Here is an 18,343-nt window from a genome sequence, read left to right as displayed (position 1 = left end):
CACTTTTTCCCTTGTCATTGCATTAGGAGTGTTGGGACTTCATGACCGAGCCAAACCTGGACCTGGGCGTCATCGGCAATTGCAGCTTCGGCGCATTGGTGGATCGGCAGGCACGCGTGGTGTGGAGTTGCCTGCCCGCCTTCGATGGCGACCCGGCCTTCTGCACGCTGCTGTCGCCCAAGACCGAGGGCGGCGACTTCGCCGTGGAACTGGAGGATTTCGAAAGCAGCGAGCAGCACTATCTGCCCAATACCGCCGTGCTGCGCACGGTGCTGCGCGACAGCAAGGGTGGCGAAATCGAGGTGATCGATTTCGCACCGCGCTGGCGCAATAACGGCCGCTTCTATCGGCCGGTGAGCATCATCCGCCAGATCCGCCCCCTGGCCGGCAACCCGCGCATCATCGTGCGCGCGCGCCCGCTGGCCGACTGGGGTGGCCGCACGCCCGAGACCACCTGGGGCAGCAACCATATCCGCTGGGTGCTGCCGGAATTCACCCTGCGCCTGACCACCGACGTGCCGGTGCGCTTCGTGCGCGACGGATTGCCGTTCGTACTCAGCCACCCGGTCAGCCTGGTGCTGGGCGTGGACGAATCGCTGACCCGCTCGCTCACCGGCTACGTGCAGGAAGCGCAGGAACGCACCGAAGAATACTGGCGCGAGTGGGTGCGCTATCTGTCCATTCCGCTGGACTGGCAGGAGGCGGTGATCCGCAGCGCGATCACGCTCAAGCTGTGCCAGTACGAGGACAGCGGCGCCATCATCGCCGCAATGACCACCTCGATTCCGGAAGCGCCCAACACCCCGCGCAACTGGGATTACCGCTATTGCTGGCTGCGCGATGCCGCCTTCGTGGTGCGCGCGCTCAATCGCCTGGGCGCCACCCGCACGATGGAGCAGTTCATCGGCTACATCTTCAACATCGCCACCACCGACGGCACCATGCAGCCGCTGTACGGCATCGGCTTCGAATCGCAGCTGGAAGAACACGAAGTCGAAACGATGGCCGGGTATCGCGGCATGGGCCCGGTACGCCGCGGCAACCTGGCCTGGATCCAGCAGCAGCACGATGTCTATGGCAGCGTGGTGCTGGCCTCCACGCAGCTGTTCTTCGACCTGCGCCTGAAGGATCAGGGCGATGCGGATACCTTCCGCCGCCTGGAGCCGCTGGGCGAGCGCGCCTACGCGCTGCACAACGTGCCCGATGCCGGCCTATGGGAGTTCCGCGGCCGCGCCGAGGTGCATACCTACACCGCGGCGATGTGCTGGGCGGCCTGCGACCGCTTGTGCAAGATCGCCGACCGCCTGGTCTTGCCCGAACGCAGCGCGTACTGGCGCCAGCGCGCCGACAGCATCCGCGAGCGCGTCCTGGGCGAGGCCTGGAGCGAAGAGCACGGCCATTTCACCGACACGCTCGGCGGCCATCGCCTGGATGCCTCGCTGTTGTTGCTGGCCGATATCGGCATCGTCGCCAACGACGACAGCCGCTTCGTGCGCACGGTCGAAGCGGTGGGCCGCGTGCTCAAGCATGGCGATGCGCTGTACCGCTACATCGCACCGGACGACTTCGGCGAGCCGGAAACCAGCTTCACCATCTGCACGTTCTGGTACATCGATGCGCTGGCGGCGATCGGCCGCAAGGACGAGGCGCGTGAATTGTTCGAGCGTATTCTCTCGCGCCGCAATCACCTGGGCTTGCTGTCCGAAGACCTATCGTTCGAAGACGGCGAAGCCTGGGGCAATTTCCCGCAGACCTATTCGCACGTCGGTTTGATCATCGCAGCGATGCGCTTGTCGCGGAGCTGGCAGGAGGCGTCATGAGTCGTTTGGTGGTGGTATCCAATCGCGTCGCGGTCCCGGGCGAAACCCGGGCCGGCGGCCTGGCGGTGGGGTTGCTGGCCGCGCTCAAGGAGCGTGGCGGCATGTGGTTCGGCTGGAGCGGCAAGACCGTGCGCGGCGACAGCGGCGGCATGCACGAGCAGAGCGAAGGCGACATCACCTTCGTCACCATGGACCTCAACAAGCGCGACATCGATTCGTACTACAACGGCTTCGCCAACCGCACGCTGTGGCCGCTGCTGCACTTCCGGCTGGACCTGGTCGATTACGACCGCGCCACCCGCGAAGGCTACATGCGCGTCAACCGGCTGTTCGCCGAGAAACTGGCGCCGCTGCTGAAGGACAGCGACACCTTGTGGATCCACGACTACCACATGATCCCGCTCGGGGCGATGCTGCGCGAGCTGGGCGTGGGCTGCAAGATGGGCTTTTTCCTGCATGTTCCGATGCCATCGGCGGATCTGGTGCAGGCGATGCCCGATCACGCGCGCCTGTTCAGCACCTTCTATGCCTACGACCTGGTCGGCTTCCAGACACAGCGCGATGCCGAGCGCTTCAAGGCCTACGTGCGCCTGTTCGGCGGCGGGCGCGTGCTGGACGGCGATCTGGTCGAAGGCCCCGGCGGGCGTCGCTTCACTGCGGCGGCGTTTCCCATCGGCATCGATACCGACCTGATTGCCAACCAAGCCAAGGCCTCGGTCGGCAAGCAATCGGTGCGCGACCTGCGCGAGAGCCTGCGTGGGCGCCAGCTCGCCATCGGTGTGGATCGGCTGGATTATTCCAAGGGCCTGCCCGAACGCTTCCTGGGCTTCGAGCGCTACCTGGAGCGCTATCCGGATCAATCCGGCAGCCTCACGTATCTGCAGATCGCGCCGGTCTCGCGCGGCGATGTCACCGAATACCGCCAGTTGCGCGGTCAGCTGGAGCAGATCGCCGGCCATATCAACGGCGGGCATGCCGAGCCGGACTGGACGCCGCTGCGCTACGTCAACCAGAACTTCAGCCACGCCACGTTGACCGGCTTCTATCGTGCCGCATCGGTGGGCCTGGTGACGCCGCTGCGCGACGGCATGAACCTGGTGGCCAAGGAGTTCGTTGCTGCGCAGGACCCCGAAAATCCGGGCGTTCTGGTGTTGTCGCTGCTGGCCGGCGCGGCCGACGAAATGAAGGAAGCGCTGCTGGTCAACCCGCACGATCTGGACGGCGTGGCCGATGCGATCGCAACCGCGGCGAGCATGCCGCTGGCAAGCCGCATCGAGCGCTGGCACGGGATGATGGACCACTTGCGCAAGAACAACATCGGTCACTGGCGCCAACGCTACCTACAGGCACTGGCCGAGGTCTGAGCCAGGCTCGGCGCGCCCAGACGCACCGCGATCGGGCAATGCATCCTTCTCCCGCCGGGAGAAGGTGCCCGAAGGGCGGATGAGGGTACGTGTGCATGTAAGCATGAAAGATCTCAGCGTCTACAGATCCCGATTTTCAAATCCCAAAATTCCCGCTTCATCGTTTGAGTCAATAGCGAAATAGAGCTACCCCAGAATCATGCATTCGCCGCCACATGCGAATGCCGCCCGAACCCACGGGCATCCACCGCAGACTCACATTCCCTCTGAATTTGAACAATTTCAGCGTTCCATGCTCACAGGTTGGAACGCTGGTTCCTATTCCGTCACGGACGCGACAGGAGCAAGGGTCTAAAATGCCGCGATGATTAGTGCTGAAGGACCCTGGGAGGGGCTGCGCGTTCATGTCCAGGTTGCCGGCAGTCTTTGCCACCGAGCGACCTTTCTCCCTCCACGACTTGTCGCCCGCTGCGGCCCAAGTCCTTCCTGACATCTCAAAATGACTGATCAATCCTCAAAACGTGGGCTAGGCGCCTGGTTGCTGGTGGCCTATGCCGTGGTGATCGCCGTGCTCGGTGCGGTGCTCGCCTACGAAGGCGGGCGCCTGGTGGCCGTCGGTGGTTCCTGGTACTACCTGCTGGCAGGTATCGCGCTGCTGCTGGCGGGCGTGCTGCTGGCGGCGGGCAAGCGCGCGGGCCTGTGGCTGTTCGGCGCCACGCTGGCCGCCACCATTGCCTGGGCACTGTGGGAAGTGGGCCTGGATGGCTGGGGCCTGGTCCCGCGTCTGGCCTGGATCTCGGTGCTGGGCCTGGTGCTGCTGCCGTTCTGGGGCGTGGCGCGTCGGCGCATGCAGCCGCTGTCCGGTGCAGGCTATGTGGTGGTCACCGGCGTGCTGCCGGTGCTGGGCGCAGCACTGATCCTGTGGCCGCTGTTCGTGCCACGCAACGTCGAACTGGCCGATGCGTCCAGGCAGGCTGACAACCCCGCCGCCTTCAGCCGCGCCACCGTGCCCAGCCCGGACGGCAACGTGGCCGCCAACCACGACGCCAGCAACTGGACCGCCTATGCCGGCTCCAACCTGTCCAATCACTACACCCCGGGCGCGCAGATCACCCCGGACAACGTGAAGAACCTGAAGATCGCCTGGGAATTCCACACCGGGGACCTGAAGCCGGCCGGCTCCAAGCTGGGCTACGCCTTCCAGAACACCCCGCTCAAGGTCGGCGACCTGCTGTACATCTGCACGCCCACCCAGAAGGTGATCGCGGTGGAAGCGGCCAACGGCAAGGAGCGCTGGCGCTTCGACCCGCAGACCAACCCCAAGGCAATGGCCGGCGTGGCCGCGACCACCTGCCGTGGCGTGTCGTACTACCAGGCACCGCAAGGCACCGCCGAGTGCCCGACGCGGATCTTCTGGCCAATGGTCGATGGCCGCCTGGGCGCACTGGATGCGCAGACCGGCAAGCTGTGCACCAGCTTCGGCAACAACGGCTACGTGGACCTCAATGCCGGCACCGGCAACACCAAGCCGGGCTTCGTCGGCCCGACCTCGCCGCCGGTGGTGATGCGCGGCGTGGTGATCCAGCCCACCGGCCAGGTGCGCGACGGCCAGGAAGGCGATGCGCCGTCCGGCGTGGTGCGTGGCTTCGATGCCCTCACCGGCCAGCTGCGCTGGGCCTGGGACCTGGGCAACCCGGCGATCACCGCCGAACCCCCGGCCGGGCAGACCTATACCCGCTCCACCCCGAACGTGTGGTCGCTGATGGCCGCCGACGATGAGCTGGGCCTGGTCTATCTGCCCACCGGCAATGCCTCCGGCGACTTCTTCGGCAAGGGCCGCACCCCGCAGGACGAGGAGTACACCGCCTCGCTGGTAGCCGTGGACGCGGCCACCGGCAAGGAACGCTGGCACTTCCGCACCGTCAACCACGATCTGTGGGACTACGACATCGGCCCGCAGCCGAACCTGGTCGATTGGCCGGTGGCCGGCGGCGGTACCCGTCCTGCCGTGATCCAGGCCACCAAGTCCGGCCAGGTGTTCGTGCTCGACCGTGCCACCGGCGCGCCGCTGATGCCGGTCAAGCAGATCCCGGTGCCGCAGGGCACCGATCATGGCGACTGGACCGCCGCCACCCAGCCGGTCTCGCCGGGCATGCCCAATACCGTGGGCGCGCCCAGCCACGACGTCGAAACCATCGTCGAATCCGATGCCTGGGGCATGACCCCGTTCGACCAACTGGCCTGCCGTATCCAGTTCAAGCAGTTGCGTTACGAAGGCATGTTCACTCCCCCCACTCTGCAGGGCTCGCTGGCCTTCACCGGCAACCATGGCGGCGTCAACTGGGGCGGCGTCTCGGTGGATCTGCAGCGCGGCATCATGGTGATGAACAGCAATCGCCTGCCGTACACCTTGCAGGTCTTTACCCGCGAAAAGATGAACGAGCTGGGCGTGGTGTCGGTGTTCGAAGGCAAGAGCAAGACCCCCGGCTACATGGCGCAGAAGGGTCTGGCCTACGGCGCCCGCAAGGAGCCGTGGATGTCGCCGCTCAACACCCCGTGCGTCGCCCCGCCGTGGGGCTATATCGCCGGCGTGGATCTGCGCACCCAGCAGGTGCTGTGGCGCCGTCCGCTGGGGACCGGCTACGACCAGGGCCCGATGGGCATCCCGTCCAAGACCAAGTTCGAGATCGGTACGCCCAATAACAGCGGCTCGCTGGCCACCGCCGGCGGCGTGACCTTCATCGGCGCGACCCTGGACGACTTCATGCGCGGCTTCGACACCCGCACCGGCAAGCAGGTCTGGGAAACCCGCGTGCCGGCCGGTCCGCAGGCCGCACCGATGAGCTACACCATCGACGGCAAGCAATACATCGTGGCCGCGGTGGGTGGACACGACCGCATGGAAACCAAGTCGGGCGACAGCGTGATCGCATGGACGCTGCCGGACGATGCACAGGCGACGCCGGCGAAATAATCCAGCCGCCTGGCTGTAGAGTGATCGATGAAACCGGTCGTCGCGAGACGGCCGGTTTTTTTGTGCCTGCAGCACAGGGGATTGCTGGGCGAGGCATGGCAGACCGGCAGCACCGCCACCAATGCCCAGTGAGCCGCACCCCGCGCAACGCGCTGCTGGCGCAAGCGGGCCCGAGCACCGTCATGGCCGCTGCCTGGATAACCATGCCGCCCGCTGCCAGGAGCAGATCGATGCTCTGCGGTTTGATCTGCATGGCGGCCACGCGCCGCCTTTCATCACATGAAATTCACATTCAGCTGCGGCCATTGAATGACTGCAGGCGCGGCCGACACGCCACGGCGCCTACTGAAACCGCTTCCAAATCAACTACATCGGTTTTTTACCTGCGTCTCCGTCACGTTCCGACAAACGGTGCATTCACACCATCATGATTCGGCCTCGGCCGCCGATACCCCATTGCAGCCCACCTCCTGCCGCTCGCCGATCTCCCTTCCAGAACACCAGTTGGACTCAGCCTATGTCGCCTTCACACGATGTCGCCCCCGTTTCCCGCCCATCGCCGGGCGCAAACGTTGCGCGTAGCGCCTGGACTGCATGGCTGCCCGCCGCCGCACAGATCGGGCTGCTGGCCTTGCTGACGGTCTATGCCGCCACGCGGATGCCCGGCGGTGTCGCCGGCGCCTTGGCCAGCTTGTTTCCCGCGCTGCTGGTGCTGGGCGCAGCCAGCGCCGGCCTCTGCTGGTGGACGCGTCGGCGCAGCAGCGCACAGCTGCAGCAGGCGCTGTCTGCAGTCACCGCGATCGGCCAAGGCCGCTTCCAGCGCCTGGACCTGCGCACCGCGGCCGGCGAACTCGCACCGCTGCTGCACGCGTTGCAGGACACCCAGGACAAGCTCGCCATCCGCCTCGATGTGATGGAACAGGGCCTGCGCCACGGCCAGTTCGTGATCAAGGCGCTCGACGATCTGGACACCATGATCCGCATCGCCGACGACGACGGCCAGGTGCTGTTCGCCAACCGCAAGTTGCTGGCGATGCTCAAGCTGATCGAGCCGGACGTGCAGAGCTTCCGCCCCGGCTTCCACGCCGAAGGCTTCGTCGGCGGCAGCATCGGCGACATCTATCCCGACAGCCAGGCCGCGATCGACCGCATGCGCGCCTTGAACGCTTCCAAGGCGGTGCGCGCGCCGTTCTTCGGCCGCCAGATCGACTTCGTCTACAGCCCGATCATTGCCGCCGACGGCACCAAGCTGGGCACCATTGCACAGTGGGTGGATGTCACCGCCCAGGTCAACGCCGAGCAGGCGCTGATCCAGATCATCGACGCCGCCTCGGCCGGCGATTTCAGCCGCCGCATGCAGCTCGAAGGCATGGACGGCGTGCTGCTGTCGCTGGCCCAGGGCATCAACCGCATCTACGACTCGGTGGAAACCCATCTGGCCGCACTGGCGCGGGTGATCGGCGCGCTGGCCGAAGGCGATCTCACCCAGCGCGTGGACGGCGATGCGCACGGCATCTTCGCGCGACTGCGCGAGGACACCAACCAGACCGTGGCCCGCCTGACCGAAATCATCGGCGGCATCCAGGCCGCATCGGGCACCATTCGCCAGGCCGCGGTGGAAATCGCCGCCGGCAACACCGACCTATCCGAGCGCACCGAACAACAGGCGGCCAACCTGGAAGAAACCGCCAGCTCCATGGAGGAACTCACCTCCACCGTGAAGCAGAACGCAGAAAGCGCGCTGCAGGCCAACCGCCTGGTGGTCGGCACCGGCGAAGTCGCCCAGAACGGCGGCCAGGTGATGGACGATGTGGTTGCCACCATGGGCCAGATCAGCACCTCCTCGCGCAAGATCGGCGAGATCATCGGCGTCATCGACGGCATCGCGTTCCAGACCAACATCCTGGCGCTCAACGCCGCAGTGGAAGCGGCGCGCGCCGGCGAGCAGGGCCGTGGTTTTGCGGTGGTGGCCTCGGAAGTGCGCGCACTGGCGCGTCGCTCGGCCGATGCCGCCAAGGAGATCAAGACGCTGATCGCCGACTCCACCGACAAGGTGGAACTGGGCTCGGGCCTGGTGCACCGCGCCGGCGCGACCATGCGCGAGATCGTCGGCTCGGTGAAGCATGTCACCGACATCATGAGCGAGATCACCGCGGCCAGCGCCGAGCAATCCAGCGGCATCGAACAGGTCAACCGCACCGTGGCGCAGCTGGACGAAGTCACCCAGCGCAATGCCGCGCTGGTGGAAGAAGCCACCGCCGCCGCACGCAGCCTGGAAGAACAGGCGGTGGAACTGGCCGATGCGGTGTCGATCTTCCGCCTGCAGTCCGACGTCCACCCCAGCACCTCCACTGTCGTGCGCGCCAGCTTCCACAACGCAGCGTAAGCCCGGCAAATCCTGCGATTCGTAGATACCGTCTTGCCCCTCACCTGGCAAGGGCTTTCTGTGGGTCAAATGCGGTGCCCGATTTGAGGACGCCATAGACCAGATGCAGCAGCTTGCGCATGGCGGCGCAGACGATCTGCTTGCCGTGTTTGCCGCGTGCATGCAGACGCTGTTTGAGCGCGGTGATCACCGGGTTATGACGTATGGCGACCAGGGCTGGCATGTACAGTCCGGCGCGCAGCCGCGCCGAGCCGGTGCGGGAGATGCAGACCTTGCCCTGATACCTGCCTGATTCGTGCAGGCGCGGGTTCAGGCCGGCGAAGGCCGTCACCGCGCCCGCGTCGGCGAAGCGGCTTACCGGGCCCAGCTCGGCCAACAGCAGCGCAGCGCTGATGTCGCCGATCCCGTTGATACTGGTCAGCAGATGACGCTGCTGACGCAGGTCCGGGTCTTGGTCGATGTGATCGTCGATGGCCTGCTGGATCTCGTTGATCCGAGCTTGTAGATGCGCGATCAGCCCCTGGATCGAGGGTTGCACGTCTGCGGGGGCAACCTCCAGCCGGTTGCGCTCCATCAGCAGCATCTCCAGCAGGTCATCGCGGCGACGCACCAGCGCCTTGAGCGTCTTCAGGGCCGGTGGATCGGGCTGCCAGGCGCGCAGCTGGTCGCGATGGCGCAGCCCGTAACTGGCGATCAGCTTCGCATCGCTGCGGTCGGTCTTGACCCGCCGCAACTGGCTGCGCGCATACAGTGCCACCTGCGCCGGATTAAGCACGCACACCCGATAGCCGCACTCGTGCAGGAACTCGGCAAGCGCTTCGTGATAGCTGCCGGTGGCCTCCATCACCACCCAGCTATCCGGCTGCGCGTGGGTGCGCAGCCACGCGTGCAGGGCAGCAAATCCCTTGGGATCGTTGGCGAGCTTGGCCTTGGTGCGGTGCTTGCCATTGGCCAGCTCGATGGCCAGATCCACGCTGTGTTTGGCGACGTCGATGCCCACGATGGGGGACATGGAAACCTCCTGAAATCAGATGGACGACGATCAGCGCTGGTCCAGGTCCTGCCTTGTGATGCGAGTTCACGCCTGTGGCGGACTCTTGATACCGTCCGGACACCGAGGGCCAGCAGTTGCAGATGCAGAGCCGATCTACGATACAAGCTCGAGGCTTAAGGAGCGCATGGGCTTCTTGCATCTGCTCCGATGATCAGTCGGAAGACATAACGCTGTTATGCGGCCATGTCCAGATACAAGGAGCGCACCAGGGCGCGACGGTGCGTTACCGATCATGCCAGTCGCGCTCAGGCGCGCTCTTGCGAACAGCGCATCGGTGTGCCCGATCGCGCCGGCCCGACGTCAGCATAGAAACTGCCTCATCCACGCCGCCGTGCGTCAGTCCAGAAACCGCGCGTGTTGCTCGGGGGTGGGCAGCATGCAGTGGTCGCTGCGTCCGAACCAGCGATACCGATTGCGTGCGATCAGGCGATAGCCGATATCGCGCAGGCCACGCGGTATCACGCGCAATACGGCCGCCAGTCGCCACCAGCCGCCCAGACCCGACAGCACGCGCACGATGGCATCGCTGTCGGTCCATGCGCCGCCGTGGTCCACCAGCAGGAACGACAACGGATCGTCCGGGTCCAGCCCATGCTGCTGCAACAGCGCACGCCCGGCCTGGCCCTGCATCGCGGCAAAGCGATAGCGCCCGCGTCGATCGTGGCGCAGCAGGAACTTGACCCAGCCATTGCACAGCAGGCACACCCCATCGAACACGATGGTGGCCGGCGCGGTACGCGAAGCGGCAGTCGAGCTATCAGCGCGGTTCAAGCCAGCCCTCGTAGCGAATGAACGGCCCCACCAGCGGCAGGTGCACGTCGACCAGAAATCCGTAGCGGCCGGCATCGGCATGCTCGCGGCAACGCACCTGTTCGAACCAACGCGTAGGCAGCGGAATCCAGCCGAACGCCCACACGCGGGTGGCCTGCCAGTACAGGGACTGGGCATCGGCACGCAGCGCAAACTCGAACCGTACCGCGCCCAGGTGTTCGCGCAAGGCAGCTCCATCGCGCCACAGCCGCGAATGCATCGGCAGACCGGCAAAGCGCCGGTGCCAGCGCTCGCCCTGCGCATTGACCAGGAACTCCACTTCCACCGCCACCGTGCCGCTGCGCGGCAGCCGGCTCAGTAGCGCAAGCAAGGGCACCAGCACATGCCGGCCGCGCCGGATCTGCGCCTGCCCGGCAAAGGTCTGCCGCTGCTGTACCGAATGCAGCGCGCGCACCGGCGCCGGCAATTGCGCGAACGCCTGCTGTCCCAGCACCTGCGCGAACAACGGCGTGCTCAGGGCGCGATCCATGCCAGGGTGGCCATGCGTCCGCTGCGGCGGTCGCGGCGATGCGAGAAAAAGCGCGCCGGGTCGGAAATGGTGCACAGGCCGCCACCGTGGATCGCATCGGCCCGCAGACCGGCACGCTGCAGGCGCAGCCGCGCCAATGCGTACAGATCCACGCGCCAATGCCCCGCTCGCGTGGCGACGAATGCGTGCTGCGCCTGTGCGTCCTCGTCGACGAAGGCGTCGAAGACGTCCTGGCCGATCTCATAGGCCTGCGGTCCTGCGGCCGGGCCCAGCCAGGCCATCAGCTGCGGCGCCGGTGTCTGCATCGCCGCCACGCTGCGCTCCAGCACGCCATCGGCCAGGCCGCGCCAACCGGCATGTGCGGCCGCGATCTCGCGGCCATCGACCGCAGCGAGCACGACCGGCAGGCAATCGGCGGTGAGGATCGCCAGCACCCGGCCCGGCACGTCGGTCACGGCAGCGTCGGCGGTAGGCTCATGCGCGCCCGGCACACCATCGCCGGCAGCGTCCACCTGTGCGCCGGCGCCTGCCGACAGCGCCTCCAGCCGTACGACATCCACCCCATGCACCTGCCGCAGCCACTGCGGCGGGCCGGGCAAGGCCAGCGCATCGACCAGCAATGCGCGATTGCGCTCCACCCGCTCCGGCGTATCGCCTTCCGGGCTGTTGCGGTTGCCGAGATTGAGCGTATCGAACGGCGCCTGCGACACGCCCAGGCCATGCCGCAGGGTGGTCAGCGCGCGGATGCGCGGCGGCGCCGGCCAGTGGGCAGGCAGAATGAACGGGGCGGACACGCTCACCTCAGCGACGCGCCAATTCGGCCGCGCGTGCGCTGTCCTCGCGCAGCGCGCTCATCAGCCGCTGCAGATCGGCCGGCACCGGCGCGCTGGCGCGCACCGGCTCGCCACTGACCGGATGCAGGAATTCCAGCGTCTCGGCGTGCAGCGCCTGGCGTTTGAAGGTGCGCAGCTCATGCACCAGCGCGTCGGTGGCGCCCTTGGGCAACTTGAGTGCGCCGCCATACAGCGGGTCGCCGACGATGGGCGATTTCAGGTGCGCCATGTGCACGCGGATCTGGTGGGTGCGTCCGGTTTCCAGCCGGCATTCCAGCGCGGTATGCGCGCGGAAACGCTCGCGCAGACGGTAATGGGTGACCGCATCGCGGCCATCGTCGCGCACCGCCATCTTCAGGCGATCGCGCGGGTGGCGATCAATCGGCGCATTGGCGGTGCCGCCGGACACCAGCGCCCCGACCACCACCGCCAGATACTGGCGATGCACGTCGCGCGCGGACAGTTGCTCCACCAGCGCGGTCTGCGCCTGCACGGTGCGCGCCACGACCATCACGCCGCTGGTGTCCTTGTCCAGGCGATGCACCACGCCGGCGCGCGGCACTGCCGACAGCGCCGGGTCGCGGAACAGCAGCGCGTTGACCAGGGTGCCGTCCGGATTGCCCGCGCCCGGATGCACCACCAGGCCGGCCGGCTTGTCGATCACCAGCACCTGCTCGTCTTCGTACAACACGTTCAGCGGGATGTCCTGCGGCGCGGCATGGGTCTGGGTTTCCAGCACCACCTGCAGCTGTACGCTCTCGCCGCCGCGCACCGTGTCGCGTGGACGCGCCATGTCGCCGTCCAGCAGCGCATCGCCGGACTTGATCCATTCGGCCAGCCGCGAGCGCGAGAATTCGGGGAACAACTCGGCCAGCACCGCGTCGAAACGCCGCCCCGCGGCGCTGTCGGGCACGATGGCCTGACGGATGGACGGGTCGGCGGGGTCGGCAGAAGGGTCGGACATGGACACGGGTACTCGGGCAAAAACGGGAATTTGAGGGTCCGGGCGGCAGGAGTCAGTCGCCGGACAGGCCACTAGGCTATCATCGCCCTTTCGTTTTCCTGATGCGTCCTGCCCAGACCCATGATCCGACGGTCCACGTTTTCCGCGCCTGCGCGCCTGATTGCCCTCATGCTGGTCATGGCGTTCGTCGTCACCGGCTGCCACCGCGGCGCCAAGGACAAGAATCCCGACGAGGGCATGCCGGTCGAGCAACTCTACGGCAAGGCCCATGAGCTGATGGAGAAAGGCAACTGGGCCGGCGCCGAAGCCAGCTTCAAGCGCCTGCAGGCCCAGTACCCGTATGGCCCGTACACCGAACAGGCGATGATCGAAAGCGCCTACGCGCAGTACAAGGCCGGCAAGCACGACGACACCGTGTCCAGCGTCGACCGCTTCATCCGCACCTACCCGACCCATCGCAACATCGCCTACCTGTACTACCTGCGCGGGCTGGCCAACAGTAACCGCGACACGGTGTTCCTGCGCCGGGTGTGGTCGCTGGACCCGAGCCGCCGCGACCTGTCGTCGCCGCAGCAGGCCTACAACGACTTCAACACCGTCACCGACCGCTACCCGAACAGCCGCTACGCCGCCGATGCGCGCAAGCGGATGATCGAGCTGCGCGACATCTTCGCCCAGCACGAGCTGGACAACGCGCTGTACTACCTGCGCCGCAATGCCTGGGTGTCGGCTGCCGGCCGCGCCAACTACCTGCTGGAAACCTATCCTCAGAGCGCTTACCAGTACGACGCAGTGGCGGTGCTGGCCGAGGCCTACACCCATCTGGGCAACAAGACCCTGGCCGCCGACGCGCGCCGCGTGCTCGAACTCAACAGCCCGCAGCACCCGTGGCTGAGCGGCGATTGGCCGAAGTATCCCTGGGCCATCCGCAAGCTCAACCCGTTTGCCGGCGAAAAGTCCGCCGCCACCGGGCAGCGCAACGCACAGATGAATCGCGATTGAGCCATCGGCCGTCGATGTCATGAAAGGGGCCGCAAGGCCCCTTTTTTATTGCTGCAGTGCCGGCAGGCGGTGCAATGCAGGCACCTGATCGATAGGACCACTCCGCGTGGCAGGCGCCATGTGCTCTGGGCGGAAGATGCATGTACGCGCACCGCGTGCGCGCAGTCGCGCGGCGTGGTCCAGGCGGGCATCGCATCCCGCGCCGGCTTCATGCCGCGTGTCCCGGACCCGGTACCAGGTCACCGAACGGCGTGGCAAGGCTTCCTATACTGCTGACTCGAAGACGCTTCGACATCCTGCCGGCTCGCGACAAGGAGGCTGCATGTCTGCTCACCGGATCCTGTTTGCGCTCAGCCTGCTGCTATCGGCGGCGACCACCCAGGCCGCCCCCATCGTCTACGGCGTCAATGCCCACGACAACCGGCCCGCTTATGCCATGACGCAGGCAGAGGCCCGCTTCAAGCTGCTGGCTGCGCGCAACCTGCGCAGCTACCGCTTCGACGTGGATCCGCGCGATTACACCACCCTCGATGCACTGGTTCCGCTCGCACGCAGGTATGGCATCACCTTGCGCCCGATGGTCTACCCGATGTCGCGCGAGATCGGCTATCGGTTGGCGCGCCGCTATGCCGCCGACATCAAGGTCTGGGAGATCGGCAACGAGCAGGATCTGGTGCGTGCAGAGGCCGATACCAGGATCGCGGCGATGACCACGATGTACCAGGGCATGCGGCAGGCATCCAACGAGCTGGGTGCCGGGTTGCGCTTCACCATCAACATCACCGCCTGCAACAGCGACGATCACAGCGCCACCGCGCGCTGCCCCGGCGATCGCAACGGCTCACTCTGGTTCCTGGCCAAGGCCAGGGCGGCCGGCTTTGCCTTCGACCACATCAGCTTCCACTATTACGCCTTCCATCACGATGCGGGCTACTGGACAGAGCTGTATCTGGGCCAGCTGCGCGCAGCCGCGCAGACCTACAACACGCCGGTGTTCTTCAACGAGCTCAACTGCGCCGAGGTCTACACCGGCAATGTCAGCGGCGGCACAGAAGGCGACCGCGGCTGCTACGACAGCCTGGCCCAGCTGTTACGCACCGTGCGCGACCGCTATGCCGACGTGGTGGCCGAGGTGAACGTCTACGAGCTGCTGGACCAAACCACCATCCCTGGCGTCGAAGGCCACTTCGGCCTGATGTACGACCTGACACGGCCCAAGCCAACGCTGGACCTGCTCACCCGCTTCGCCCAGCCACCTGCCGCCGCAGCGGTAGCCGATGCGCCGGAGGACTGAGCGGAATCGCCGATCCGGCTACTGCCCGAAATAGCCGTTGGTGATCGGATAGCGACGTTCACGCCCGAACGCACGCCGCGACACCTTCGGCCCCGGCGCGGCCTGGTGGCGCTTCCATTCGTTGATGCGCACCAGCCGCAACACATGCTCCACCGTGTCGGCCGCATACCCGGCAGCCACGATGTCGTCGCGCGACTGCTCCTGATCGACGTAGCGGTACAGGATGCCGTCGAGCACATCGTAGGGCGGCAGCGAATCCTGGTCGGTCTGGTTGTCGCGCAGCTCGGCCGACGGCGGCCGCGAGATCACCGCCGGCGGGATCACCGGCGCGCCACCCACCGTGTTGCGCCATTTGGCCAGGCCGAACACTTCGGTCTTATATAGATCCTTGAGAGGCGCATAGCCACCGCACATGTCGCCATAGATGGTGGCGTAGCCCACCGCATATTCGCTCTTGTTGCCGGTGGTCAGCAACAGCCCGCCGAACTTGTTGGACAGCGCCATCAGGATCACCCCGCGACTGCGCGACTGCAGGTTCTCTTCGGTGATGTCCGGCTGGGTGCCTTCGAACATCGGCCCCAGTGCGGCAAGCAGCCCCTCGAACACCGGCGCGATCGCAACGGTTTCCAGCTTCACGCCCAGCGCGCGGCACTGCTCATCGGCCAGATCGTTGGACAGGTTCGCGGTGTAGCGCGAGGGCAGCCGCACCGCGGTAACGTTGTCGGCGCCCAGGGCGTCCACCGCCATTGCCAGCACCAGGGCAGAGTCGATACCGCCGGACAGACCCAGCCACACCTTGCCGAAACCATTCTTGCGGCAATAGTCCTGCAGGCCCCGCACCACCGCGCGCCAGGCCAGCGCATCCATGCTTTCGTCGCCATCGTCCACCCAGACCACCGGGGTGAAGCTACGCTCGTCGGCGGCATAGTCCACCACCAGCCACTGGTCCACGAACGCGGCAGCGGCCGGGTGCACGGTGCCGTTGCCGTCGGCCACCACCGAGGCGCCATCGAACACCAGCGCGTCCTGGCCACCGACCACATTGAGATAGGCAATCGCCGCCCCGCTCTCGCGGGTGCGCTCGGCCAGCAGCGCATCGCGCTGCGCGTGCTTGCCGCGCTCGTACGGCGAGGCGTTGGGCACCAGCACCAGCTCGGCACCGGCCTGCACGGTTTTCGCCAGTGGCTCGGCGAACCACAGGTCCTCGCAGATCACCACCCCTACCTGCACGCCCTTGACCGTGACCACACAGTCGTCGCCCTCCGGATCCACGTCGAAATAGCGGCGTTCGTCGAACACGGCATAGTTGGGCAGCTCGCGCTTGCGGTAGGTCGCCTCGATCCGGCCATCGCGCAGCACGCTGGCGGCGTTGTACACCACGCTGCCGGCGCTCTGCGGCCAACCGACCACGGCGACGATGCCGCGCGTGGCCGCCGCGATCCGCGCCAGCGCCTGCTCGCAATGGGCCAGAAAACCCGGGCGCAGCAGCAGGTCTTCCGGCGGGTAGCCGCTGATCGCCAGCTCGGGAAACAGCACGATGTCCGCATCGAACTCGTCGCGTGCGGCTGCGATGAAGTCGATGATGCGACCGGTGTTCTGGGCCACCGCGCCGACCGGGAAGTCGAACTGGGCCATGGCGATGCGGAGCGTCTGGGACATGTCAGCGGCCTTGTGCGTGTGTTTTCCGAAGCACGGAAGCGGAAAGGGAGGAACGAGCCGCAAGCAGACCTCGCGCGATCATCTCGCAGACGTCCTCGCCGCTGGCCAGAACTGCATTATTCCAGAAGCGCAGCACCTGGAAGCCCTCGCTGCGCAGGAAGGCATCGCGCGCGGCGTCCGCGTCGGGCAGCAGGTGCTGGCTACCGTCGATTTCGACGACCAATGCCCGGGCGAGGCAGACGAAATCGACGATATAGGGCCCGATGGGACACTGACGGCGGAACTTGAAGCCGAGCAGGCGTCGATCTCGCAACCGGTACCAGAGCGCGCGCTCGGCTGCGGTCATCTCGCGACGCAGATGCTTGGCGAATCCGGTCTTGGCGGCAGGGCGCATGGACATTCCCGGCAGGAGGATGGTCAAGGTTGGCTCGTACCGTCCGGTGGCACTATCGGGGTTGATGGCGCTTTGGCGTCGGAGTTCCCTGCGTGGAAGGCGCCCTCACCCCAACCCCTTATCTCTTGGCGATCTGCCAGATTAGGCGTCGAGAGCCGGCGTGGTCGACCGATAGCCCACAGGTCTGAGTGACCGCGGGAGAGCGAGGTCGCCACGCCGGAATCTCCTGGCAAACGCCCGAACAGTTGCTCGAGTAGGCGCTCGTAACGATAAGGCTGGGCTGCACAGGAGAGCTCTCGACCCTTGGAGCATAGCGGAGTTATCCATGAACGACAGTGCAGGAATCGATGTCTGCAAGCAGTGGCTGGATGTCCATATTCACCAGCTGCGTCAGGGGCGGCGCTTTGCCAACAACGCTGCGGGCCTGCGCCAGGTGTGCGCCTGGCTGGGATCCATGGAGCTGCATCAGGTGGTGCTGGAGGCAACCGGCAACTATGAGCAGATGGCGCTGGACGCATTGCATGCGGCCGGCCTGCCGGTGGTGCGCATCAATCCTCGGCAAGGGCGCGACTTTGCCCGGGCAACCGGGCAACTGTCCAAGACCGATCAGCTGGATGCACGGGTGCTGGCGCAGATGGCAGCAGTGCTGAGCTTGAGGCGCTATCAGCCGCTGGAGGACTGGCGCCGGAGGTTGCGCGCCTACCAGCAGCGCCGCATGCAGGTCCTGGCGCTGGTGCAGCAGCAGCGCCAGCAGGTGTCCCAACTGAGCGATGCGTGGCTCAAGGAGCAGGCGCACTGCGGTTTACGGCAATGGCAGCAGCAGTTAAGTGAATTGGACGCGCGCATTGCCCAGCAGGTGGCTGCACGTGCGGAGCTGGAGGTGCTGCGTCAGGTCAAAGGGGTCGGCCCGGTCCTGTTGGCGAGCCTGGCGGCGCAGTTGCCGGAGTTGGGCCGCTTGACCGGCAAGGCGATCGGCAAGCTGGTCGGGGTGGCGCCGCTGGCACGCGATAGCGGCCTGATGCGCGGGGTCCGCCACATCTGGGGTGGACGGGCCTGCGTGCGCCAGGTGCTGTACATGGCGACGCTGGTGGCGGTGCGCTTCAACCCGGCACTGCGCGACTTTTACCAACGGCTGCGTGAGCGCGGGAAGGCCGGCAAAGTGGCCCTGGTCGCGGCAATGCGCAAGCTGCTGGTCATCCTCAACGCCAAGATGCGAGATCAACTGGCGGCTGACGCCGCCGGTTGATCAAGACAGTTGCTCTCCCGCACGCGGGAGAGGGGATGTCGCAGCCGGCGGGG

At 66.4% G+C, this 18,343-nt stretch carries 14 protein-coding genes; 7 read left to right on the top strand and 7 right to left on the bottom strand.

Annotated features, from left to right (window positions below; genetic code table 11):
• The first annotated feature begins 41 nt into the window (after positions 1-41).
• The 4 genes from ACCQ05_RS05585 (at position 42) to ACCQ05_RS05570 (ending at position 8,544) form a co-directional block, all read left to right on the top strand.
• A complete protein-coding gene (locus ACCQ05_RS05585; protein WP_372393168.1) occupies positions 42-1,820 on the top strand; it encodes a glycoside hydrolase family 15 protein in 1,779 nt (592 codons plus the stop codon).
• Entirely contained in the window at positions 1,817-3,184 is a 1,368-nt protein-coding gene (gene otsA / locus ACCQ05_RS05580; protein WP_104539111.1) for an alpha,alpha-trehalose-phosphate synthase (UDP-forming), read from the top strand. The genes ACCQ05_RS05585 and otsA overlap by 4 nt, the downstream gene beginning before the upstream one ends.
• Positions 3,185-3,722: 538 nt before the next feature.
• Positions 3,723-6,158: a membrane-bound PQQ-dependent dehydrogenase, glucose/quinate/shikimate family gene (locus tag ACCQ05_RS05575; protein WP_372393947.1), complete on the top strand. Its 2,436-nt coding sequence runs from the start codon at positions 3,723-3,725 to the stop codon at positions 6,156-6,158.
• Positions 6,159-6,675: 517 nt separating this feature from the next.
• A complete protein-coding gene (locus ACCQ05_RS05570) occupies positions 6,676-8,544 on the top strand; it encodes a methyl-accepting chemotaxis protein (protein WP_372393167.1) in 1,869 nt (622 codons plus the stop codon).
• A 40-nt stretch (positions 8,545-8,584) separates the two neighbouring features.
• On the opposite strand, the gene ACCQ05_RS05565 is transcribed toward ACCQ05_RS05570, so the two are convergent.
• The 5 genes from ACCQ05_RS05565 to rluD form a co-directional block, all read right to left on the bottom strand.
• Positions 8,585-9,556 (bottom strand): IS110 family RNA-guided transposase, encoded by a 972-nt coding sequence (locus tag ACCQ05_RS05565; protein WP_104544391.1) that lies wholly within the window; start codon positions 9,554-9,556, stop codon positions 8,585-8,587.
• Positions 9,557-9,934: 378 nt separating this feature from the next.
• Complete coding sequence (locus tag ACCQ05_RS05560) at positions 9,935-10,369, bottom strand: thiol-disulfide oxidoreductase DCC family protein (RefSeq protein WP_228962723.1); 435 nt, start codon at positions 10,367-10,369, stop codon at positions 9,935-9,937.
• Entirely contained in the window at positions 10,356-10,898 is a 543-nt protein-coding gene (locus ACCQ05_RS05555) for a DUF4166 domain-containing protein (RefSeq protein WP_372393166.1), read from the bottom strand. Before ACCQ05_RS05555 ends, ACCQ05_RS05560 begins: the two co-directional genes overlap by 14 nt.
• Entirely contained in the window at positions 10,883-11,698 is an 816-nt protein-coding gene (pgeF, locus tag ACCQ05_RS05550) for a peptidoglycan editing factor PgeF (RefSeq protein ID WP_372393165.1), read from the bottom strand. The genes ACCQ05_RS05555 and pgeF overlap by 16 nt, the downstream gene beginning before the upstream one ends.
• A 1-nt stretch (position 11,699) precedes the next feature.
• Positions 11,700-12,695 carry a 23S rRNA pseudouridine(1911/1915/1917) synthase RluD gene (gene rluD, locus ACCQ05_RS05545; RefSeq protein ID WP_228962720.1) on the bottom strand — a complete coding sequence of 332 codons (996 nt, stop codon included), beginning with the start codon at positions 12,693-12,695 and terminating at the stop codon, positions 11,700-11,702.
• A gap of 120 nt (positions 12,696-12,815) precedes the next feature.
• Between rluD and ACCQ05_RS05540 the strand changes: the two genes are divergently transcribed.
• Positions 12,816-13,697, top strand: a complete 882-nt coding sequence (locus ACCQ05_RS05540; protein WP_228962719.1) for an outer membrane protein assembly factor BamD — start codon at positions 12,816-12,818, stop codon at positions 13,695-13,697.
• Between the two features lie 322 nt (positions 13,698-14,019).
• Positions 14,020-14,991 carry a hypothetical protein gene (locus tag ACCQ05_RS05535; RefSeq protein WP_372393164.1) on the top strand — a complete coding sequence of 324 codons (972 nt, stop codon included), beginning with the start codon at positions 14,020-14,022 and terminating at the stop codon, positions 14,989-14,991.
• Positions 14,992-15,009: 18 nt separating this feature from the next.
• Here the strand turns inward: ACCQ05_RS05535 and ACCQ05_RS05530 are convergent, their stop codons facing one another.
• Together ACCQ05_RS05530 and ACCQ05_RS05525 are read right to left on the bottom strand one after the other, a co-directional pair.
• Entirely contained in the window at positions 15,010-16,650 is a 1,641-nt protein-coding gene (locus ACCQ05_RS05530; RefSeq protein ID WP_372393163.1) for an NAD+ synthase, read from the bottom strand.
• 1 nt (position 16,651) lies between these two features.
• Positions 16,652-17,044: an endonuclease domain-containing protein gene (locus tag ACCQ05_RS05525; RefSeq protein WP_372393945.1), complete on the bottom strand. Its 393-nt coding sequence runs from the start codon at positions 17,042-17,044 to the stop codon at positions 16,652-16,654.
• A gap of 325 nt (positions 17,045-17,369) precedes the next feature.
• On the opposite strand from ACCQ05_RS05525, the gene ACCQ05_RS05520 reads away from it, so the two are divergent.
• Positions 17,370-18,290, top strand: a complete 921-nt coding sequence (locus tag ACCQ05_RS05520) for an IS110 family transposase (protein ID WP_372360273.1) — start codon at positions 17,370-17,372, stop codon at positions 18,288-18,290.
• Positions 18,291-18,343: the final 53 nt, after the last annotated feature.

It is taken from the genome of Xanthomonas sp. NCPPB 3582, from assembly GCF_041475735.2.
In the GTDB taxonomy this organism is placed as follows: domain Bacteria; phylum Pseudomonadota; class Gammaproteobacteria; order Xanthomonadales; family Xanthomonadaceae; genus Xanthomonas; species Xanthomonas codiaei.
This window is presented reverse-complemented; position numbering and strand designations above follow the sequence as displayed.